Genomic DNA, 22,803 nt, shown 5'->3' with positions numbered 1-22,803 from the left:
CGGCCCGGCGTAACTGTAAACTTTGTTAAGCACCGGATCGGATGACTATTTCCCGCCCCGGATCAAACCGCCCAGCCCTCTGCGCTCCATAAAAGCCGCAATCAGTTGACGGACTTCACTGGTGTGCGGCGCTTCCAGACCACGCTGCGCAAGTTCCCGGGCCTCTGACTGGTCGATATGGCGAAGTAAATACTTTACGCGCGCCACATTACGGCCGTTCATGCTGAGATGGTAGTAACCCATGCCGATCAGCATAACCACACACATCGGATCGCCCGCCATTTCGCCACAAAGGCATAGCTCTACCCCTGCACGGCTGGCCTCCTGTCCAATACTGTGCAATGCACGGAGTACGGCTGGATGCAGACTGTCGTAAAGGCTGGCAACCCGAGTGTTGTTACGATCCACGGCCAGCAGGTACTGGGTCAAATCGTTGGTGCCAACGGAAACAAAATCTACGCGACCCCGCAGATGGCTCAGCATAAAGATCATCGACGGAACTTCGATCATTACCCCGAGGCGCGGGCGCGGAATCGTATAGCCCAGCATTTCTTCCACCTCGCGCCCCGCCCTGTCGAGCAGGCGCCGTGCCTCGTCGATCTCCTCAAGGCTGGTGATCATTGGCAGCAGGATGCTCAGGTTTCCGCTGGCAACGTTGGCCCGCAGCATTGCGCGCAGCTGAACAAGAAAGATCTCGGGCTGATCGAGCGTCAGGCGAATACCCCGCCATCCCAACGAAGGGTTTTCTTCACTAATCGGCATATAGGGCAGCTGCTTGTCGGCACCGATATCCAGCGTGCGCAATGTGACCGGCTTGTCCAGAAACAGCTGCAGCATTCCCTGATACTGTGCAACCTGCTCTTCTTCCGAGGGAAAACCGTTCTGTAACATAAACGGAATCTCGGTACGATAGAGGCCCACGCCATCGACCCGGCTACCGATCGGATGCTCATGTTCAGCACTCAAACCCGCGTTAAGCATGACTTTCACCGGTTCACCGCTTTTAAGCGCTCCCGGTTGCTCAACCAGGCCTTCTGCCAGCTGGCTTAATTCATTTTCTTCACTGATCAGCCGCTGATATTCCTGCACCAGCACCGGTTCGGGATCGACCAGCAGTTCACCGCGATAACCATCGACGATGAGCAAGCGCCCCTTCATCAGGTCGGGCTGAATATCGGCTCCCATCACCGTTGGGATACCCATAGCGCGAACCATGATCGCCGCATGAGAGTTAGCGGCACCATCGCGTACGACAACCCCCGCCAGTCTTTCACGCGGCAGTTCTGCCAGAGTGGTAGCCGTCAGTTCGTCGGCCACCAGCACAAAGCGCTCAGGCCAGGTATTGGTGCCCTGAATCGTATCATCGAGGTGAAACAGCAGGCGCTGGCCGAGCACACGCAAATCACCCGCCCGCTCCCGCAGGTAGCTGTCCTGCAGACTGGCAAACTGGGCGGCGAATTTCTCAATAACCTTTTTTACTGCCCACTCAGCCACCGAACCGGCATCAATTTCCGCCAGCAGATCTTTTTTCAGTCGCGCATCGCTGAGCAGGTGCGAATAGAGGTCGAAAATAGCCGCGCTTTCTTTATGCATGCTGGCGGTGAAACGCTTGCTGTAGCGGCGAAATTCGTTCGATGCTTCAGCCATCGCCAGCGCCAGACGCTCACGCTCACGCACAGAATCCAGCGTTGAGGCGGCAGAAACATTCTCCAGTGAGGGCTGTGAGGAATCAACCCAGCCTTCGGCTATCGCTACGCCAGGTGAGGCCGCCAGCGCTTTGATTCGCGTCTGCCTGTACTGCCCAAAGAGAACATTAAGCTGCGACTGAGAAAGGATCGCCGCCATCTGAGTGGCAAGGGTAACCAGAAACGACTCTTCGCTCTCATCGAACTGCCGATGTTCGCGTTGCTGAACCACCAGAACGCCCTGCAGCTGGCGTCGGCTGATAATCGGTACGCCAAGAAACGAGCGAAAGCGCTCTTCTTTCACGGAGGGGATAAATTTAAAACTTGGGTGCTTTTGCGCATCGGCGAGGTTGATAGGTTCGGCAAGGCGGCCAACCAGCCCGACAATGCCTTCATCAAATGCAAGGGCGACAGTACGCCCACGCGGCTTTTTCAGCCCACGCGTTGCCATCAGGTAGTAACAGCGGCGTTCATGATCGGCCAGATAAACCGAGCAAACCTCGATATCCATGGCCAGACAAATCTCATTAACCAGAATATCCAGCGCCTCGGTAAGCCGGGGCGCTGCCGCCACTTTCTCAACTATTTCGCGTAGTTGTGTGAGCATAATCTACGTGGCTTAACCTCTCTTCCTTCGAAAGCCTTGCGTATTTCTCTGCGCGGTATTCTCCTGCAGGGGCATAACCACACCAGCAAATTCTTTCATTACGCGGCGGTAAACATCGCGTTTAAAAGAGACCACCTGGCGTACCGGATACCAGAAGCTGACCCAGCGCCAGCCGTCAAACTCTGGCGTGCTGCTGGTTTGCATATTGATATCCGCGTCATTGCACAACAGCTGCAGAAGAAACCACTTCTGTTTTTGGCCGATACAAACCGGCTTTGTGTCCCAACGCACCAAACGTTTTGGCAATTTATATCGTAACCAGTTACGGGTGGATGCCAGGATGCGAACATCCTTACGGCTCAAACCGACTTCCTCGAAAAGTTCGCGGTACATCGCCTGTTCCGCCGTCTCGCCAGGATTAATCCCTCCCTGAGGAAACTGCCAGGAGTGCTGGCCATAGCGCCTTGCCCACACAACCTGTCCCTGCCTGTTACAAATTACGATACCAACATTCGGGCGGTAGCCATCATCATCGATCACCGGACTACCTCAAACTAAAACTGGATGTTCTGATTGTTTCACACTCCTTACAGGCGGTAAACCACTGGTTTAAGCCTGCGAGTCCGCATTGAACTTGGATAACTACTACCGGTGGACAGAGTTATAAACAGAAACAGGGGCAAAAAGGCGATCTTATTCACGTTTTCTGTGGATAGCTTTGTGCAGAACTCAGTTAACAGATGGGGAAAACTTTATTCAACGTTTGGAGACACCTCGCAAAAAAAAGAAATAACCCCAAGTTAATCATAAGGTTTAACGCCATTTTTACGCTGAATCAGGCGTTGTCATGCTGCTGTCACAGACGGACTTCCGGCAACTGGCGAAAGATCGAGCACTTGATGATTTATCCACAGAATATGGTGATTAGTTGGACATGAAAGGGGCTAAAGTTGCCAAAACCCCCTGAGTCAAGGCTGTAAATCGAAACAGTATTATTTTTAAATGTGAGTTATCCCATTTTTCTGTGGATAACTATGTAGAAGATCCTGTTCACTGTCGGTGATAAGACGGGTAAAACTTGTCTGAGCAGTGTAAATCCCCTTCAATGGGGGGAATAAAAAACATGATTTATCATGCTATTATTATGCTTACCCCCAGAATTAGCGTTAGGCCGTATAACGCTGGAACTGAGAGGTCGTTTTTTAAACAGATCTGGATATCACAATGACAGGCGCTCCTTTCCTCGTTCCTCCCCCCCGTGATGAAGCCGAACTGCTGGACAGAGCTAACGCACTTGCCGGTTATACCCTCGGTGAACTTGCCCGGCGTATAAGTTTACCGATTCCCCGAGACCTTAAACGGGATAAGGGCTGGGTGGGGATGCTGCTGGAACGTTACCTCGGTGCCAGCGCAGGCAGTAAGCCGGAACAGGATTTTGCCGAAATTGGCGTGGAGCTGAAGACGATTCCCGTAGATGCCACCGGACGCCCGCTTGAAACGACCTTCGTTTGCGTCGCACCGTTGACCGGTAATAGCGGCGTCACCTGGCAGAACAGTCACGTGCGGCATAAGCTCGGACGCGTGCTGTGGATACCGGTAGAGGGTGAACGAGCTATTCCACTGGCAGAGCGCCATGTTGGCGCACCGCTGCTCTGGAGCCCCAATAGTGAAGAGGAACATCAGCTGCAGCGCGACTGGGAGGAGCTGATGGATATGATTGTGCTGGGTCAGGTTGAACAGATTACCGCTCGCCACGGCGAGGTTTTGCAAATTCGTCCCAAGGCAGCTAACAGTAAAGCGCTGACCGAAGGTATTGGCCGCCATGGGCAACCCATTATGACTCTGCCGCGCGGCTTTTATCTGAAAAAAACCTTTACGGCAGCACTGCTTGCACGCCATTTTTTACTGTAGTTTTCCTGCTGATTTGCGGAAGATTATACGAATGTCAAGAATATGCGCCTGATTGAGTCCATTTTCAGACTGATGAAATTATCACTACAGGGAAAATAGTTTATTACTACACTCAACAAAGTAATAAATATTAAGGGAGACAAGTATGAAGTGGATGTTAGGTATTGCGGCGCTAAGTGTATCAATGCTGGTAAGCGGCTGCAGTAGTGACTACGTGATGGCGACCAAAGACGGTAAAATGATTATGACCGACGGTAAGCCAAGTATTGATAAAGAAACTGGACTGGTGAAATACGTTGATGAATCCGGCCATGAAATACAGATTAACGGTGATGAAATCTCTTCGATCGTTGAGCGCTAAACCCTGCTTTGCCATCTGACGCTGATATTTCAGATGGCAAACGATATGCTTTCCTCTCTCTGATGGGTAATCCCTCTTTCACCTCCCGCGTCTGGCGGTTATAGTCGAAAACCGGGTTCTGGTTCTGTAAGCACAGACGCCGCAATCTATTGCCAGTATCCCCTGTTGCGGACGCAGCTGATGTCCCTGACCTTTTAATAATGAAAAAAGGAAGTCTGCTATGCATTATCACCGTATCCCCCACAGCACACTTGAAGTCAGCTCTCTTGGACTGGGTACTATGACGTTTGGGGAACAAAACAGCGAAGCCGACGCGCATGCCCAGCTTGATTTGGCGCTTAGCCGCGGCATTAATCTGATTGACACAGCGGAGATGTATCCGGTGCCGCCGCGCCCGGAAACACAGGGTTTAACTGAGAAATATATCGGCAGCTGGCTGAAAGCGCGCGGCTGCCGCGACAAAATCGTACTGGCTTCTAAAGTGGCGGGTCCGGTACGCGGTGCCGATGCCTCTATCCGACCCAATCAGGCATTGGATCGCAAAAATATTCGTGAAGCACTGGATGCCAGCCTGAAAAGGCTGAATACGGACTATATCGATTTATACCAGCTGCACTGGCCTCAGCGTCAGACCAACTACTTCGGCAAGCTGAACTATCAATACACCGATAACACCGCGCCGGTGACGCTGCTGGAAACACTGGAAGCACTGACCGAACAGGTGCGCGCAGGGAAGATTCGTTACATCGGGGTTTCAAACGAAACGCCATGGGGCGTGATGCGCTATTTGCAGCTGGCCGAAAAACATGAACTGCCGCGAATCGTCAGCATCCAGAACCCTTACAGCCTGTTAAACCGCAGCTTCGAGCTGGGACTGGCAGAAATCAGCCAGCATGAGGGCGTCGAACTGCTGGCCTACTCCAGCCTGGCGTTTGGTACGCTGAGTGGAAAATATCTGAACGGTGCGAAGCCTGCAGGCGCGCGTAATACGCTGTTCAGCCGCTTTACGCGCTACAGCGGCGAGCAGGCTCAGTTAGCAATTAGCGAATATGTTGCACTGGCGCAGCGCCACGGACTCGATCCTTCGCAAATGGCGCTGGCATTTGTACGTCAGCAACCGTTTGTTGCCAGCACGCTGCTGGGAGCCACAACGCTGGAACAGCTTACTGTGAATATCGACAGCTACGATCTGACTCTGGATGCCGAAATTATTGACGAGCTGGAAGCGATCCACCGCCGTTATACTTACCCTGCCCCGTGACGGATCTGCACAAATGTTTGCGGGGCCATCAGGCCCCGCATCAGCACATCAGCACATCAGCACATCAGCACATCAGCACATCAGCACATCAGCACATCAGTATCATAAGACACGGACTATGAGGCAACAGCTTTACGCTTCTGCGCCAGCTGCCAGCCCCAGAGAACGGCAATAGCCAGGGCAAACAGTGCGCCAAACCCGACGCCGGTTGCAACCGGTGGCGCGCCCAGCTTAATCGCCAGGGAATACAGCCCCAGCATCACCAGCATCGCCGTATTTTCACCCAGGTTCTGCACCGCAATCGCATTCCCGGCCCCCACCGTCTGCTTACCGCGCATTTGCAGCAGCGCATTCAGCGGTACCACAAAGAAACCGCCCAGCATTCCGATGATCGCCAGCAGCACGTAGGCGTTCAGCGCAGTATGCTGTAATGAGAAAGCCACCACCGCAACACCGATTAACACACCAGCAGGCATACAGCGCCCGACGGTTTTCAGCGTCACCAGTTTCGCTGCCGCTGCGGCACCAAACACAATGCCGACGGCAACCATCGCATTGAGCATCGTCGGGGTTTTATTGTCGGTAATGCCCAGCGCCACCGGCACCCACAGCACCAGCAGAAAGCGCAGCGTAACGCCAGCCCCCCAGAAAAGGCTGGTCCCCACCAGCGAGAAGCGGGTTTCACCGTCGCGCCACAGCACGCGGCAGGCGCGGAAGAAGCTGGCGGACATCGCGGCAGGTCGCCAGGACTGGCCGCTGCGGGCCGCTGCCAGTTTCGGGATCATCAGGTTAGCAACGACCGCCAGCGCATAGGCGGCGACACAGGCCAGCAGCGCACTGGTCAGGTTGAGGTCGGCAAGATACCCCCCGGCGACGGAGCCAAGCAGAATCGCGGCTATCGTTGAGGACTCCATCAGGCCGTTGGCTTTGACCAGCGTTTCACCATCAGTCAGCTCGCCGAGAATCCCGTACTTGGCCGGGGAATAGGCGGCCGCACCAATGCCCACCAGGCCATAGCCGAGGAAGGGGTCCAGCCCAACGCAGATTGTCAGTGCACCGAGCAGCTTGAGGCCGTTGGCAAACATCATCACCCGGCCTTTCGCAAAACTGTCGGCCACCTGGCCCACAAACGGAGCCAGAACGATATAGGTGGCAACGAACACCATCTGCAGAATCGGCTGGCTCCAGTCGGGATAGACCAGCTGTTTCAGCACCGCCAGAGTAGCGAACAGCAGGGCATTATCACCAAAAGCGGAGAGGAACTGGGCGGCAATCACCGCCATCATTCCCTTCGACAATAATGGTTTTGATCCGGCAGTCGGGCTATTCATGAGTCTCCTCTGGCCGTTCGGCCATTTCACGCAGCGTAACAAAATCCGGCTTGCCGCTGCCGAGCATCGGGAGCTGTTTCAGCACCCGAATATCGCGCGGGATCGCCAGTTCAGGGCTACCCAGTTCACGTGCTGCGCGCTGTAAACGTTCGCGGGTCAGCTCACTGTCGGTGGTAAACAGCACCAGAGCTTCACCGCGATTACCGTCCGGCTTGATGGTCGCCGCATGCTGTTTTTCAGCTGAGGCCTTCAGCGCAATCAGCTCTACGCTCTCCAGCGAAACCATTTCACCGGCGATTTTCGCAAAACGCTTCACGCGCCCCTGGATCTGGCAGAAACCGGCATCGTCAAAGCTGACGATATCACCCGTATCGTACCAGCCGCTCTCCATCCGCCCCTCGCCGTTATCCGCCTGTGGTGCTTCAAGAACGCCAGGACGCTCAACGCGCAGATAGCCTTTCATAATGTTTGGGCCACTAAGCTGCAGCAGCCCGCCTTCTTCAATACCGGGCACGGAAATCAGCCGTGAATCCATTCCCGGCAGGATGCGGCCAACGGTATGCGATCGCGCGGCCATCGGCACGTTAATCGCCACCACCGGCGCGCATTCGGTCACACCATAGCCTTCCAGAATGCGGATGCCGAACTTCTCAAACCAGGCATCACGCGTGCTCTGCTGTAGTTTTTCAGCTCCGGCCACCACGTAACGCAGGCGGGCAAAATCATACGGCTGAGCAAAACGGGCATAGTTACCAAGGAACGTCGATGTACCGAACAGCACGGTACAGTTACGATCGTAGACCAGCTCGGGCACAATGCGATAGTGCAGTGGGCTGGGATAGAGGAAGACCTCAGCACCGGTCATCAGTGGCGTAAACAGTCCCACGGTCAGACCAAAAGCGTGGAACAGCGGCAGCGCTGACATAAAGCGATCGCGCGGAGTGAAATCGGCGACCGTGCGGATCTGTTCCACGTTAGCCAGCAGGCTTTTATGGGAGTGAACAACGCCTTTAGGATGCCCCTCTGACCCTGAAGTAAACAGCACCATCGCGGCATCTTCAGGCTGCTGTTTTACTTCTGCCAGTGACGGCATCAGCAAGCGGCTGAGTATCCACAGTTTGTCCCGGGTAGTAACGGTATCTTTCAAATCTTCCAGAAAAATCCACTTAACGTCGGGGATACCTTCCGGCAGATGCCACAACTTGCCTTTATCGAGAAACTGGCGCGAGGTAAACACGGTTTTAACCTGAGCCGCCGTCAACGCACTGGTCAGCCCTTTGACTCCGGCGGTGTAGTTAAGCATTGCAGGAATACGCCCACGCAGGGTGGCCCCCAGGATCGCTGCTGCCGTGACTGTTGCATTGGGCAGCAGCAGGCCGACATATTCACCCTGCTGCGTATAACGCTGCAGAATACGGCCAACGCCCAGTGATTTTTTCAGCAGGCCGGTGTAGCTATCGGGCGTAAAGTTTACGTCCTCGATGCAGGGCTTGAAGTAGCCATAGCGCACACGTGCTGCAAGAAAGGCCTGATAAATCGTCTGACGAGGACGCACCGCCATGCGTGCTTCCATCATAATATGGTGCAGATGCTCTCCTGCCAGCCTGCGACGATCGCGGGCACGAGGGGCTTCCGGCATCGGAATCGTTGTTGCAGGTAATACGGTAAGAGAGATTTTTGGAAACAGGCGGCGTTTGAACACGCCGGCCAGGCGCCCGAAAGGCGTATATTCGGCGCCCTCAATGCGAATCGGAACTACCGTTGCCTGCGATTTCGCCGCAACAAAACCCGCTCCGTCGTAGATTTTCATCAGCGAGCCGGTAACGGTAATGCGCCCCTCGGGGAAAATCACCACCGGCCGGCCCTGAGCAATCAGTTTCACCAGGTGCTTAATCGACATCGGTTTCGTTGGGTCAAGCGGCACAAAGTCAATAAAACGGCTCAGCCAGCGCATGTACCACTGTTCACTGATCGAAGTGTAAACGGCAAACACCGGTTTAACCGGCAGGAAAACGGCTAACAGCATGCCATCAAGGAATGACATATGGTTTGGGGTGATTAACACCTTCTGCTTGTACAAACCCGAAAGATCGCCCGTTAGTTGGGCCCGAAAAATCAACCGGAAGAGTAACTTAAGGAAAGAGATCACGTTGCCAGCTCCGTAGCAGGTTGCAAGTTGAGTGTAACAATGCAAGATATACTAGCGTAACTCAACTTTTTAAACGTAAAATTAAGGTGTTAGCGGACAGAGCGTCATTATTCTCACCCGTGTGATTGAGGCACGCATTAAACACAAAATTAATCCCCCACTGCTCTGCAACACCTTGTGATGTCATTACAACCAAACCTCAGAATCAAAGATAAAGAAAAGAAAAAAACCTGAATTATTAGCTCAAGAAAAGAAATTAAAACCGCCAAAAACCACCAACAACCATAATATTTTTAACTAACGCACTCCAAAAAAAACCTTAAAACAGCAAAATAAATATGCATTTAAATAACCGATGGCATCATCATCATGAAAACAAAAATCCACAAAACCATTACTGACCAATCCATAGCGGGCATGTATAATTCACCTTCTGGCAGAGTCGCCAGACATTTATAGAAATAAGGACATATCATTATGAAAACATTAAACCAGGAACAAATGAACCATGTATCCGGTGCCGGAGCAATCTGCTCACCAGCAGAGCTGAACTATAAAAACTATAATGATTTTGCAGATTACTTAAGCTTTATGCAGGATAATAAATTTGATCCACTGAGCCCGAAAGTTCCTGGCCTGCAGGCTGCTTACAAAAGCTGGTGTAAAGAAATGAAAGTCAACCCATTACGCTCAGCCATTCTCAACGGTTGGTCTTACCGCGGTTGCTAATAAGCACGTTAAAAAGCCCGGAAACCCCGGGCTTTTTTGGCACTATTAAAATGGCAACTCAGCAACGATGATAGTGTGAATAGATAACCCCCCTAAAAATCCTCATATTACACCCCACTATAAAAATCAATTGAAAAACACACAAAACCACAAACACCAAGAAAAAAACAAATACATCTAATATAGACAAAACCACTATTATATAAAAACAAAAATCCTCATAGAATCACTCCCGCTGTGAGAACAGCGAAATTCATTAAATCAAGGAGAATAAAAATGAAGGAATTGTGCCAGTTTGAAATGAATAACGTATCAGGTGCGGGTTTTCTGGACGATATTATTTACACCAACTATGATGATTTTGGTCAGTACCTCCAGTGGATGAATCAACATCATATGAATCCGCTGACCGTGATAGATTGTAAAACCGGGCAATCCCCCAGAGGCCTGATCCCTGCATTCAATGCATGGTGTAACGAAACAGGTAACGATCCTGAAGTAATGGCAACCTCTATGGGTTGGAAAAAATAGTCTGGTTTAATATTCATACCTAATCCATGCCCGGGTTTCCCACCTCGAAACCCGGGCATAATGATAAACGCAATGCCTGACTAAAAATCGTTCATCACAGATGAGTTTAAAACAGGCTTGACGCTATGATTTCCATCCTCCGCCCAGCGCTTTATAGAGCATTATCTGCTGAGTCAGCTGACCCAACCTGGTAGTAATTAATAGCTGCTGCGAACTGTATAACGATCGCTGTGCTACTAACACATTCAGAAAATTATCTACCCCTTCACGATAGCGAATAGAAGCCAGATCGTAGTTTCGCTGACTGGCCTGTTCATCCAACTGACGTGCATACAGCTCATCTTTATAAGTTTCCTGACCAGCGAGTGCATCACCCACCTCTTTAAATGCTGTCTGAATCGTTTTTTCGTAGTCAGCAATTTCAATACGTTTTTGCAGCTTGGCAATATTCAGATTAGCGACGTTTTCTCCGCCTCGGAAAATCGGCAGATCAATGGCCGGACTAACAGCCCATGCCGCTGTACCACCGCTAAGCAAATCGCTCAGCCTGCCTGATGTCGATCCCCCCATTGCCGTCAGGCTGATACTGGGGAAAAATGCCGCTCGCGCTGCGCCAATATTCGCGTTCGCAGACAACAACGTATGCTCTGCAGCAATGATATCAGGGCGGTTGGTCAGTAGATCTGAGGGCAAACCGGCCGGCGTTGCCGGGAAGTTCCACTCTTTTTGCAGGCTGGCTCCCGCCAGTAATCCCGCAGGCAAATCGCTACCGACCAGCAATGTCAGCGCATTCACATCCTGTCGGACCTGTCGGCTGTAGGTCGCCACATCCGCCTGGGCAATACGCACGAGGGTTTCGGCCTGGACCAGATCCTGCTCGGTGCTGACGCCACCTTCATAGCTGCGTTTGATCAGATCGTAGGAGTCCTGCTGGCTTTGTGCCGTGCTCTGCGCCAGCTTGAGCAGTTCATTATCCGAACAGAGCGACAGATAACTGGCCGCCACCTGCGAAATCAAACTGATGCGTGTTGCACGCTGGGTGGCGTCCATCGCAAGATAACGTTCCAGTGCGCTGTGGCTGAGGCTACGCAGGCGACCAAAAAAGTCCAGTTCCCATGCGGTCACACCGAAGTTAGCATCAAACTGATGGTAGGTTACCCCTCCACCCGGCCCGGTGTTATACAGATTACCCGGCAGGTGAGCGGCGGTTTCACCGGCATTAAGATCGACAGATGGCATCAGCGCGGAACGAGCTACCGTTACCTGCGATCGCGCAACTTCAACATTCAGCGCCGCAACCCGCAAATCGCGGTTGTTTTCCAGCGCCTGGGCGATCAGCTTGTGCATCACCGGATCGGTGAAAAAGTTCTGCCACCGGATATCTGCACCATTGCCGTTCAGATGCTGTCCCTGCTCTGTATAATGACCGGCAACAGGCAATGACGGTCGATGATAGTCAGGTTCCATCGTACAACCAACCAGCATCAGTATCGGCAACAGCCCCATTGATAAAGTCTTATGCATCATGGTTCTGCACCTCTTTTTCTTTTTTATTCCTGCCAGCGAATAGCTGCGAAACGACGACGTAAAACATCGGCACAAAATAAATCGCCAGGAAAGTCGCCGTAAACATGCCGCCCACAACGGCTGTACCAATCGAGTGCTGGCTCCCTGCACCCGCACCGTGTGAAATCATTAGTGGCATCACACCGAGGATAAACGCCATCGAGGTCATAATGATTGGCCTGATACGAAGTTTTGCCGCCTCTGTCGCCGCTTCCACTAACCCCATCCCCTCTTTCTCATGAAGGTCTTTGGCAAATTCAACGATCAAAATAGCGTTTTTCGCCGCCAGCCCGACCGTCGTCAGCAGGCCAACCTGGAAGAACACGTCGTTTTCTAATCCCCGCATCAGCACGGCCAGCACGGTCCCCAATACCCCAAGCGGTACAACGAGGATAACGGAAAACGGTATTGACCAACTTTCATACAAAGCGGCAAGACAGAGAAACACGACGATCAGAGAGATCGTATACAGCGCAGGCGTTTGTGAACCCGACATCTGTTCTTCATATGACAACCCGTGCCACTCAACTTTAAATCCCGGGGGCAGTTTGGCAGCAATCTCCTTGACCGCTTTTACGGCTTCCCCTGAGCTGTATCCCGGAGCAGGCGATCCCATGATTTCTACGGCAGAAATACCGTTAAAGCGTTCATAGCGTGGAGAACCATACTGCCACTCTCCTTTACCGAAAGCCGTATAAGGCACCATCGTTCCGCTGCTGTTGCGGAAGTACCATTTTTTCAGGTCCTCCGGCGTTACGCGGGAACCGGCATTGCCCTGCACGTAAACTTTTTTAACGCGGCCGCCATAGGTGAACTGATTCACGTAACTCGACCCCCAGGCAATGGAGAGCGTGTCGTTGATATCACCAAGATTCAGTCCCAGCGCTCTTGCGCGCTCATCATCAATAATCAAGTGATACTGCGGTTCATCTTCCATGCCGTTAGGACGGGTGGCGAACAGGCGCTTATCTTTCGCCGCCATGGCCAAAAATTGATTACGTGCGGCCATCAATGCGGCATGACCTTTGTTTTGGGTATCCTGCAGGAAGAAGTCAAAACCGGTCGCGTTCCCCAACTCCATTACCGCTGGCGGCACAAGCGCATAAATCTTGGCGTCTTTTGATTTCGAAAAATGCGCCATCGCACGCGCTGCCAGCTTCTGGACCGACTGTTCGCTGTTACGTTCACTCCAGGGTTTTAACAGGACAAATGACATCGCGGTGTTCTCACCTCGCCCCGAGAAACTAAAGCCGTTAGGGGAGAATACGGACATGACTTCGGGGTTTTTCAGCAGCCACTCTTCCATATCATTAATCACTTCCTGAGTACGCTCTGAGGAGGCGTTACCCGGCAGTGTCACCTGCATCATTAAAACGCCCTGATCTTCATCCGGCAGGAATGAGGTTGGCACCCGCATAAACAGTACGCCAGTTGCAACAACCATCGCCAGATAGATAACCAGGAACAGGCTGCGGCGGGAAATCACCGTGCCGACACTCCTGGTGTACTTCAGCGTACCGGCATCAAATTTACGGTTGAACCAGCCGGCAATCCCTTTCTCTTTATGATCTTCAGAAGCGGGTTTTAAGATGGTTGCACAAAGCGCGGGAGTGAAAATCATCGCCATCAGCACCGAAAGCGCCATGGCGGAGACAATGGTGATTGAGAACTGGCGATAGATAACGCCGGTAGAGCCAGCAAAGAAAGCCATCGGCAGTAACACCGCCGAAAGCACCATGGCAATACCAAACAGGGCGCCCTGAATCTGCTCCATAGATTTGATTGTCGCAGCCTTGGGATCGAGCCCCTCCTCATGCATCACACGCTCAACGTTTTCCACCACCACGATCGCATCATCCACCAGCAGCCCGATGGCCAGTACCATCCCGAACATCGTCAGCGTGTTTATCGTATAACCGCAGGCCGCCAGCACGCCGAAAGTCCCCAGCAGTACCACGGGCACCACCATAGTGGTAATCAGCGTAGCGCGGAGGTTTTGCAGGAAAACCAGCATAACGATAAACACCAATACGATAGCTTCGAACAGCGTTTTCACCACCTCTTCAATCGATGCACTCACCACCGGGGAAGTGTCATAAGGATACTTAACGATCACGCCAGGCGGCAGCGACGGCATTGCATTTTCGACGGTTTGGCGCACACCATCGATGGCATCTAACACGTTGGCTCCGCTGGCCAGACGTAAAGCAATACCGGCGGAGGGTTTACCGTTATACGTTGCTGAAATGCTGTAATCCTGCGGCCCTAAATCCACACCGCCCACATCACGTATGCGCACCTGTGAACCATCGGGATTCACTTTCAGCAGGATATTTTCAAACTGTGCGACCTTTTGGAAACGTGTTTTACCCACGATAGTGGCGCTGAATTTTGCCCCCTCTACCGAAGGCAGCCCCGCCAGCTTACCGCTTGATACCTGGACGTTCTGTTTGTTGATAGCGTTAGTCACATCGCTTGGAACCAGCTGAAACTGGTACAGCTTGGCCGGGTCCAGCCAGATACGCATGCCGTATTCTGACCCCATGACGATAAAGTCACCCACGCCATTCGAACGCGCAATCGAGTCCTGGAGTTTTGATACCAGCAAATCGGCGAGGTCACCGTTACTCATTTGACCGCTGTCCGCAATCAGGCTGACCACCAGCATAAAATTGGCCTGATATTTACGAACGTTGATCCCCTGCTTAACGACTTCATCGGGTAGCTGCGACTCGGCGAGTGACACTTTGTTTTGCACCTGAACCTGAGCAATATCGGGATTGGTACCCTGATTGAAGGTCACGATAATTGTTGCGCTGCCGTCGCTGTTACTTTGCGATTCGATATAGCGCAGATTATCTATGCCGTTCAACTGCTGCTCGATAACCTGCACAGAGGTATTCTGAACCGTCTCGGCGCTGGCGCCAGGGTAGGTCACCTGTACAGAGATAGCAGGCGGAGAAATATTCGGATACTGGTTAATCGGCAGGGTAAAAATCGACAATCCCCCAATCAGCATCACCAGAATCGCCACAACCCAGGCAAAGACAGGGCGCTCAATAAAGAATTTAGACATCCGTTTTCCTTACTGCGCTGAGGGATCGGCAGTGGTTAAGTTAGCCCGCTTAAAGACTTTAGGCTGATGCTCACTGGGCGAAACCAGGCTGCCATTACGGACCAGCTGTAATCCATCAACAACAACCCGATCGCCCGACTTAAGCCCTTCAGTGACCAACCACTGGCCGTTAATCATCTCGCCGGTTTTAATAGCCTGCTCAACCACTTTATTATCTGCCCCAATTTTGTAGACATAAGGACGGCCTTTAGGGTCGTGCATAATGGACTGCTGCGGCGCCAGTATTCCCTGATGAGCAACACCCTGAGGCAGAACCGCGTGTACAAACATACCCGGCAGCAGATCACGATTGGGATTCGGGAAAAATGCACGCATCGTAATGCTGCCGGTAGTTTCATCGACAGTCACTTCCGAGAACTCCAACTTGCCCATATGGACGTAGTCCGAACCATCTTCCAGCGTCAGCTTAACGGCTGCGGCATTGTCCCCTACGGCCTGTAATCGGCCTTCAGCCAGCGCGCGCCGCTGACGCAGTAACTGCAACGACGATTCACTGACGTCTACGTAGATCGGGTCTAGCTGCTGGATAGTAGTGAGGTAATTGCTTTGGCCATTGGTCACCAATGCGCCCTCGGTATATAACGAGCGTCCAATTCGGCCGGTGATCGGCGAACGAACGTTGGTATAGTTGAGATTAACCTGAGCAATTTCTAACTCTGCCTTAGCCTGCTTTTCCGCGGCAACGGCATCGTCATAGCTTTGTTTACTGACGGCTCTGGCTTCCATCAGCGGTTTGTAGCGCGTCGCCAACTGGCGGGCATTTTCCAGTGTTGCCAGCGCCTTGTCGTAGGTCGCCTGGTAACTGGCGGGATCGATCAGATATAAGGGTTGCCCGGCCTTAACGTCACTTCCCTCAACAAACAGACGTTTGAGAATAATACCGCTAACCTGCGGCCGCACTTCGGCCGTCCTGACCGCTGTCGTCCTGCCAGGAAGTTGTGTAAATAGCGTTACCGGCTGACTTTTGAGTGTTGTAACACCAACATTGATCGGTTTTACCGTGGTGTCTTTGGTTCCCTGATCGCAGCCTGCAAGCATAAAAACCAGACATAGGGGAAGGATCGTTGATCTCATAATTTAATCTCTTACCATAACCTTTAAATTTAATAACGAGAGTGACTATTCTCAAGGTGAGTTAATAACATACCGGGGAGCTAAGCTAAGCCTTAACACGGCTGGGCTTACGTCAAATGTGTTTGCTTAATGCGTTGAATGGCCCCTTTAGCGCTGGGTCACCAGTACGTTGGTTACAGCCTGCTGGCTGACAATTAGCAGGCTGTATCTGATCAGCCTCTGGGCTCAATTCCCCGGCGACGCAGCTCTCGCCGGGCCAGTTCCTTGAGCCAACATGCAAGGGTAATGTTGTCATCATCCGTCAACGACTTAATCTGAGCATGAAGCTCAGGATGTATTCGCAGCTGAAAGGCTGCTGAACGTCCACCGACTTTAGGCGTCCTGTCTTTAAGTTTCGGCATAGTAATCAGCTCCTGGGAATAAGAACGCCCCTTGTCGCGCTACCAACACCATCAAGGGGCTGACACCGTTAACAGAATGCGATGCTGACGGTGCTGGGGGCAGCTTAGCCTCAATGCAATTATTTCTTTGGTGGATTCAGGTGAAAGATGTAAACAGAATATTGAAAGTTGTGAGCGTTCTTCTGGATTGAAACAAAGAGTAAGATTTTGAAGATACAGACAAAAAAAAACCCACGCATCCGCGTGGGTTGGTGCAACTGAACAGGGTGCAGTCCGCCGGGAGCAGACTGTATTCACACCAATCAATACCTCTGGGACTGCTATTGTCACCAGAAGCCGATCCTGAAACCAGCAAACAAAAGCAAATGAATGGCGCTAAATGCAACCAGTCATGACCGGCCGCTCATTTCTTTACATATTGAACATCCTGAGGTTTTTCCTAACCCGGGTTATAAAGTGCATCCGGCGCGATATTCATATGCTTCAGCACCGGACCAATAATATTGCCAAATACCGGTGCCGCCACCGAGCCACCAAAGTGATCCCCGGCGGTCGGGTGGTTAATCATAATCACCAGTGCCACCTGAGGATTGCTGGCAGGGGCCACGCCGGCGGTATAGTTGATATAGCCGCCGTCATATTTGCCGCTGTCACCCATTTTTTCCGCCGTACCGGTTTTAATTGCCAGCCGATAGCCCGGCACCGCCGCGCGCACCCCACTGCCGCCAGGGAGCGCATCACTCTCCATCATATGCACCACGGTTTTGACCGTATCCTGATCGGCAACCCGCGTACCTAACACCGGCGGTGTCACCTTGGTGATCGACAGCGGGCGATAAACGCCGAATGAACCCAGGGTGGCGTACTCGCGCGCAATTTGCAGCGGCGTTACACGTAAACCATAGCCGAATGAGAACGTTGCACGTTCAATGTCCGCCCAGCGCTGACGGTGCAGGGGGAAGTAGCCGACGCTTTCGCCGGTCAGCCCAAGGCCGGTCGGTTTACCCAGGCCAAACGACTGATAGGTATTCACCAGCACCTCTGCAGGCATCGCCAGTGCGATATGCGACACGCCGATATCACTCGATTTCTGCAGGATGCCGGTCATCGTTAATCGTGACCAGTGGCCAACATCGCGGATCAGATGGCCGTTAACCCGGTAAGGGGTGGTATCCAGCACTGAGTCCGGGCGAACCAGCTTGCGGATCAGCCCTTCCATTACCACCAGCGGTTTAACCGTTGAGCCCGGCTCGTAGCTGTCATTAATCGCCGTGTTACGCATCTGCGCGGGCGATACTTTGGCAAAATTGTTCGGGTTAAATGAGGGATAAGAGGCCATACCGAGGATCTCGCCGGTATCGATTTTGATCAACACCGCCGCACCGGAGTCCGCCTTATTCAGCAGTACGCCATCGCGCAGCTTGCTGTAAAGGGTGTACTGGTCGAACTTATCAATACTCAGCTGCACCGTCGGCGGCTGCTGAGGCGGCTCGTAGTTAATCATTGCCACAATATTGCCGTTGGCGTCCTGGCGATATTTCTCCACGCCGGGCGTCCCCTGCAGGACTTTATCGAATCCTTTCTCCAGCCCGGTCAGCCCGCTGCTGTCTGCACCAACGATACCAATAAGCGGCGCGGTGGCCTCACTCATAGGATAAAAACGGCTGTCGTCATAAACAGTGGTAATACCGGTAAGATGAAGTTTGGAGATATCTTTCGCGATACCCAGCTCGATTTTTCTGCCCAGATAAAGGAAGCGACGATTGGGATTAGCATTAATTTGTGCCGCGATCTCCTCCGGCCTGAGCTCCAGCGCATTAGCCAGATAGGCCCACTTGGCGCTGGTAAAGTCCGGATGCGCTTCTAAAACTCGTTGCGGATCGGCAATCACATCGCGCGAGGGCACGCTGAGCGCCAGCGCTTCACCGTTCCTGTCGAGCAGGGTCCCACGGTTGGTCGGTAAGGTAACGGTTCTCAGCGAGCGTTCATCCGCCTCTTTTTCCAGCATAGGATGGTTAATCAACTGTAAATCAGCCACCCGCGCGAGCAAAACACCCAGGCATGCCAGCACGCCCACACAGACAAGGCGGAATCGAACGGGATTTAACGTCGGGGCTGGCTGAGATTTGGTCAGCGATCTTTTCAAGGGAGGCATGTTTTTTCCAGAACAGGGTGCGTGATAACTCTCTGGCGTTTATACAAAAAATGATTCGGAGTTAACAGGCAAACAGTGTTTCAGATCGTGATTGAGCGAGAGGAGAAGTCATGCAGAAAGTTCAGAAAAAAAGATGAATAAAATCAGTAACCTGTAAGAAAACCCTTAGATTACAGGCAAAAAAAACCTGCGCATCTGCGCAGGTCGGTGAAACAAAGCGATAAATACTTTTTGATGTTCACCCATCAATACCTCTGGGATCTGAACTGTATCAATCCGCCGCATCGGCTCGCTACTCAGGAATCGCAACAGTTACCCGCAAAATGTAACCAGCTATGTGATTTGTAGGGGTTTTAGCAATGAATCGCCAACATTCAGGCTAACCCCCTTCATCCCGTCAGGCCACTTCAGCCAGTTTGCGAATCTCCACCAGGCAACTCATGGCGTTCGGTCCCTGAGTTAAAGACGAAGTACCAATATCCAGCGTCAGTACGTTAGGGTTTCCGGCACGATCGTAGTCCCGCCAGGCTTTGCCAAACCCGGGATCGAACCAGGCGCCGGTGGAAATCAGCACCACGTTCTGACTGACGCCTTCCGTCAGGCGCACGCCGGCCTGAATGCGGCCGCGATCGTTGCTGACTTCAATCACGTTACCGTCGCTGATACCGCGTTCCGCCGCATCCTGCGGATGCATCCACAGCGTTTCGCGCCCGGCCGTTTTGTTGGCCTGCACCGTTGGCGTCGCATCCAGCTGACTGTGCAGACGGTCGCCGGGTTGAATGGAAATCATATGCAGCGGGAAACGTTGTTTAACTTCCGATCCCAGCCACTCGGCTGGCTCGCGCCATTCGGGATGCGGACCAAAGTCAGCAAGCTGATAGCCCTCAATCGTTTCCGAAAAGAGTTCGATTTTACCGCTGGCGGTTTTAATCGGATTGGCCACCGGATTAGCGCGGAAATCAGCCATAAATACCCAGTCTTCCTTCGGCAGCGGGATCTCCACGTGCCCTTCCTCCCAGAATGTTTCGAACTCCGGGAAGTCGATGCCCTTGTGATTGTGGGCCACCGCGCAGCGCTGGTAGAGATGTTTGATCCACTCCATTTCATTGCGGTTTTCGGTAAAGGTGTCGCGATACCCCAGCCTCTCGGCCAGATCGGCAAAGATATCAAAGTCGTTGCGCGCCTGATGCTGTGGTGCAATCGCCTGATGCATCGCCAGCACGAAGCGATCTTTGGACGATCCGCCGATATCATTGCGCTCAAGGGTGGTGGTTACCGGCAGAACGATATCCGCCATCTGCGCCGCAGGGGTCCAGACGATATCCTGCACAATAACCGTATCCGGGCGCTGCCAGCCCTCGACCAGGCGGTTCAACTGCTGATGATGGTGGAACGGATTGCCGCCCGCCCAGTGGATCAGATGAATATCCGGATAGGTGTGCGTTTCGCCCTGGAAGGTATATTCCTCGCCGGGTTGAAGCAGCATATCGCTGATACGGGCAACCGGTATCGCCCGGTGCGCAATCGGGTTAACTCCGGTAGACATCAGGGGAGACGGGCCTTCAATACGCGGATTGCCGACGCTGTTCATGGAGCCGTGACCAAATGAGAAACCGGCCCCCGGCAGGCCCGGCTGACCCAGCATTGACGACAGGGCAATCATCATCCAGTACGGCTGTTCGCCGCGATGGGCGCGCTGAACCGAGTAAGAGCAGGTAATAAAGCTGCGCTTGCCGCTTAGCTGCTTTGCCAGCAGCGCGATGCGCGCGGCCGGGATACCGGTAATCTCGCTGGCCCACTGCGGCGTTTTCGGCTGGCCGTCGCTTTGCCCCAGCAGATAACTTTTGAGCTGTGGATAACCCACGCAGTGCGACTGCAGGAAGGCATTATCTACCGCACCCAGGCGCTCGATTTCAAATCCTAACGCCAGCATCAGCGCCACGTCGGTGTTCGGGCGGATCGGAATCCATTCAGCATTGACGAACTCCGGGCAGTCGTCACGCATCGGGCTGATGTTGATGACCGGTGTGCCCTTTGCCGCCAGCTGCTCTAGCGCGGGCTTCAGGCTGTGCTCGCCCGCTCCGCCGGAGGCAACCTGTGCGTTTTTCAGCGCCAGCCCGCCAAAGGCGATAAAAACTTCACAGTGTTTGACCACATCCGGCCAGTCGGTAACGCGACCGGTCAGCGGCATATAGGTGCCAATCACATAAGGTAAAAAGAATTGCGCGGCACCCCAGCTATAGTTGCCCTGCTGATCAATGCCGCCGCCGCCAAGGTTGTAAAAGCGGCGCACCAGCGTGCGGGCATGGTTAACGCGGCCCGCCGATGACCAGCCATAGGAACCGTCGAAGATCCCACTGGCGCCGTAGCGGTCGCGCACCCGACGGTTTTCCTCGGCAACCAGATCGAGCGCGGTTTCCCAATCCACTGCGACAAAATCCTCGCGTCCGCGCAGAGTACGATCGCTCTTCTCACGCGACTTCAGCCACGAGCGGCGCACCATCGGCTGGCGGATACGCTTATCCGAATAGACCAGTTCCGGAATGGTATTGAGCATCGGTGACGGGTCCTGGTCAGCGAAAAAGGGGTCACAGCGCAGCAGTTTGCCATTTTCAACAACGGCACTGAAGGCACCCCAGTGGGCAAGGTGAGGGAGTTTTTTTAACGTCATGCGAGGACCCGGTCATGGTGTCAGTTTTTCTGGAAACTCAGAATAGCATCGCTCAGTAACGGAGTGAAACCGTGTTCACTTTATCAGAACGAACGGCCTGCAATCAGGCGCACTCAAAGAGGAAAATCCTCAGCTTTGCGACATCCGGCGCATTCTCCAGGCTTGCAGTCACTGCGGCTTTCCGCAACACTACTGCAATGTAAACGCTTACCCAGAAAGGTTGGACCCTATGGCTACCATAAAGGATGTCGCCAGACTCGCGGGGGTGTCGGTAGCAACCGTTTCTCGCGTCATCAATAACTCCCCTAAGGCCAGTGAAAATTCGCGCCAGGCGGTGACGCAGGCGATGGAGTCGCTGAAATACCATCCGAATGCCAACGCCCGCGCGCTGGCGCAGCAGTCCACGGAAACCATTGGGTTAGTGGTCGGGGACGTTTCCGATCCCTTCTTTGGCGCAATGGTAAAATCTGTCGATGAAGTGGCATGGAATACCGGTAATTTTCTGTTGATCGGCAACGGCTACCATAATGAGCAAAAAGAGCGCCAGGCCATTGAACAGTTGATTCGCCACCGCTGTGCGGCGCTGGTGGTGCATGCAAAAAAAGTCCCGGACGAAGAGCTGATCGGCCTGATGAAACAGATCCCGGGAATGGTACTGCTGAACCGCGTGCTGCCGGGCTATGAACAGCGCTGCATTGCGCTGGATGACCGCTACGGCTCCTGGCTGGCCACCCGCCATCTGATCCAGCAAGGGCATAAGAATATTGCTTTTATCTGTTCTACCCACTCAATTTCTGACTCCAGCGACCGCCTGCAGGGCTACTACGATGCACTGAAAGAACACGGCCTGCCCTGCAACGATCGGCTGGTCGCTTTCGGTGAGCCGGATGAGGTGGGCGGTGAAACGGCGATGACCGAGCTGCTTGGCCAGGGAAAGACCTTCAGCGCGGTGGCCTGCTATAACGATTCGATGGCGGCGGGTGCGCTGGCGGTGCTGAGCGATAACGGCGTGCGGGTGCCGGAAGAGATTTCGCTGATCGGCTTCGACGACGTGCTGGTGTCACGCTACGTTCGCCCACGCCTGACGACCGTGCGCTATCCGATTATCACCATGGCGCAGCAGGCTGCCATGCTGGCGCTGGCCCTGGCTCACGGCCAGCCGCTGCCGGAAGTGACCCATCTGTTCAGCCCGACGCTGGTGCGCCGTCATTCAGTGGGAACGCCAGCCTGAACCA

At 53.3% G+C, this 22,803-nt stretch carries 16 protein-coding genes; 6 read left to right on the top strand and 10 right to left on the bottom strand.

Translation table 11 applies throughout. The features are described from left to right. Nucleotides 1-45: 45 nt before the first annotated feature. Both ptsP and rppH read right to left on the bottom strand, forming a co-directional pair. Nucleotides 46-2,292 carry a phosphoenolpyruvate--protein phosphotransferase gene (gene ptsP, locus JOE09_RS12985; RefSeq protein WP_205066051.1) on the bottom strand — a complete coding sequence of 749 codons (2,247 nt, stop codon included), beginning with the start codon at nt 2,290-2,292 and terminating at the stop codon, nt 46-48. A gap of 12 nt (nt 2,293-2,304) precedes the next feature. Then, nucleotides 2,305-2,832: an RNA pyrophosphohydrolase gene (gene rppH / locus JOE09_RS12980; RefSeq protein ID WP_105593895.1), complete on the bottom strand. Its 528-nt coding sequence runs from the start codon at nt 2,830-2,832 to the stop codon at nt 2,305-2,307. A gap of 684 nt (nt 2,833-3,516) precedes the next feature. Here rppH and mutH point away from each other — a divergent pair. The 3 genes from mutH (at nt 3,517) to JOE09_RS12965 (ending at nt 5,825) form a co-directional block, all read left to right on the top strand. After that, nucleotides 3,517-4,203 carry a DNA mismatch repair endonuclease MutH gene (gene mutH / locus JOE09_RS12975; RefSeq protein ID WP_205066050.1) on the top strand — a complete coding sequence of 229 codons (687 nt, stop codon included), beginning with the start codon at nt 3,517-3,519 and terminating at the stop codon, nt 4,201-4,203. Between the two features lie 145 nt (nt 4,204-4,348). Further along, nucleotides 4,349-4,564 carry a YgdI/YgdR family lipoprotein gene (locus JOE09_RS12970; protein ID WP_205066049.1) on the top strand — a complete coding sequence of 72 codons (216 nt, stop codon included), beginning with the start codon at nt 4,349-4,351 and terminating at the stop codon, nt 4,562-4,564. Nucleotides 4,565-4,784: 220 nt separating this feature from the next. Beyond that, nucleotides 4,785-5,825, top strand: a complete 1,041-nt coding sequence (locus JOE09_RS12965; RefSeq protein ID WP_105593892.1) for an NADP(H)-dependent aldo-keto reductase — start codon at nt 4,785-4,787, stop codon at nt 5,823-5,825. A gap of 116 nt (nt 5,826-5,941) precedes the next feature. On the opposite strand, the gene lplT is transcribed toward JOE09_RS12965, so the two are convergent. Beyond that, nucleotides 5,942-7,156 (bottom strand): lysophospholipid transporter LplT, encoded by a 1,215-nt coding sequence (gene lplT / locus JOE09_RS12960; RefSeq protein ID WP_205066048.1) that lies wholly within the window; start codon nt 7,154-7,156, stop codon nt 5,942-5,944. Continuing rightward, entirely contained in the window at nt 7,149-9,305 is a 2,157-nt protein-coding gene (gene aas / locus JOE09_RS12955; protein ID WP_205066047.1) for a bifunctional acyl-ACP--phospholipid O-acyltransferase/long-chain-fatty-acid--ACP ligase, read from the bottom strand. The genes lplT and aas overlap by 8 nt, the downstream gene beginning before the upstream one ends. Nucleotides 9,306-9,782: 477 nt before the next feature. Between aas and JOE09_RS12950 the strand changes: the two genes are divergently transcribed. Next, the gene (locus JOE09_RS12950) at nt 9,783-10,034 is read left to right on the top strand and encodes a hypothetical protein (RefSeq protein WP_205066046.1); all 252 of its coding nucleotides are present in this window, start codon (nt 9,783-9,785) and stop codon (nt 10,032-10,034) included. Between the two features lie 276 nt (nt 10,035-10,310). Then, nucleotides 10,311-10,565, top strand: coding sequence for a hypothetical protein (locus JOE09_RS12945; RefSeq protein WP_205066045.1), 255 nt, complete (start codon nt 10,311-10,313; stop codon nt 10,563-10,565). A gap of 123 nt (nt 10,566-10,688) precedes the next feature. On the opposite strand, the gene JOE09_RS12940 is transcribed toward JOE09_RS12945, so the two are convergent. The 6 genes from JOE09_RS12940 to JOE09_RS12920 form a co-directional block, all read right to left on the bottom strand. After that, nucleotides 10,689-12,092 carry an efflux transporter outer membrane subunit gene (locus JOE09_RS12940; protein ID WP_205066044.1) on the bottom strand — a complete coding sequence of 468 codons (1,404 nt, stop codon included), beginning with the start codon at nt 12,090-12,092 and terminating at the stop codon, nt 10,689-10,691. Continuing rightward, nucleotides 12,082-15,207 carry an efflux RND transporter permease subunit gene (locus JOE09_RS12935; RefSeq protein WP_205066043.1) on the bottom strand — a complete coding sequence of 1,042 codons (3,126 nt, stop codon included), beginning with the start codon at nt 15,205-15,207 and terminating at the stop codon, nt 12,082-12,084. The genes JOE09_RS12940 and JOE09_RS12935 overlap by 11 nt, the downstream gene beginning before the upstream one ends. 9 nt (nt 15,208-15,216) lie before the next feature. After that, a complete protein-coding gene (locus tag JOE09_RS12930; protein WP_205066042.1) occupies nt 15,217-16,341 on the bottom strand; it encodes an efflux RND transporter periplasmic adaptor subunit in 1,125 nt (374 codons plus the stop codon). A 212-nt stretch (nt 16,342-16,553) separates the two neighbouring features. Then, nucleotides 16,554-16,742 (bottom strand): toxin-antitoxin system HicB family antitoxin, encoded by a 189-nt coding sequence (locus tag JOE09_RS26130; RefSeq protein WP_123331027.1) that lies wholly within the window; start codon nt 16,740-16,742, stop codon nt 16,554-16,556. Nucleotides 16,743-17,181: 439 nt separating this feature from the next. Next, on the bottom strand, nt 17,182-18,897 hold the full coding sequence (locus tag JOE09_RS12925; RefSeq protein WP_205066041.1) for a penicillin-binding transpeptidase domain-containing protein: 1,716 nt from the start codon (nt 18,895-18,897) through the stop codon (nt 17,182-17,184). Nucleotides 18,898-19,294: 397 nt separating this feature from the next. After that, complete coding sequence (locus JOE09_RS12920; RefSeq protein WP_205066040.1) at nt 19,295-21,568, bottom strand: molybdopterin guanine dinucleotide-containing S/N-oxide reductase; 2,274 nt, start codon at nt 21,566-21,568, stop codon at nt 19,295-19,297. Between the two features lie 229 nt (nt 21,569-21,797). On the opposite strand from JOE09_RS12920, the gene galR reads away from it, so the two are divergent. Beyond that, nucleotides 21,798-22,799, top strand: a complete 1,002-nt coding sequence (gene galR, locus JOE09_RS12915) for an HTH-type transcriptional regulator GalR (protein ID WP_205066039.1) — start codon at nt 21,798-21,800, stop codon at nt 22,797-22,799. Nucleotides 22,800-22,803 lie beyond the last annotated feature (4 nt).

Origin of the sequence: Pantoea coffeiphila (genome assembly GCF_016909495.1) — a bacterium.
GTDB lineage: Bacteria > Pseudomonadota > Gammaproteobacteria > Enterobacterales > Enterobacteriaceae > Erwinia > Erwinia coffeiphila.
This window is presented reverse-complemented; position numbering and strand designations above follow the sequence as displayed.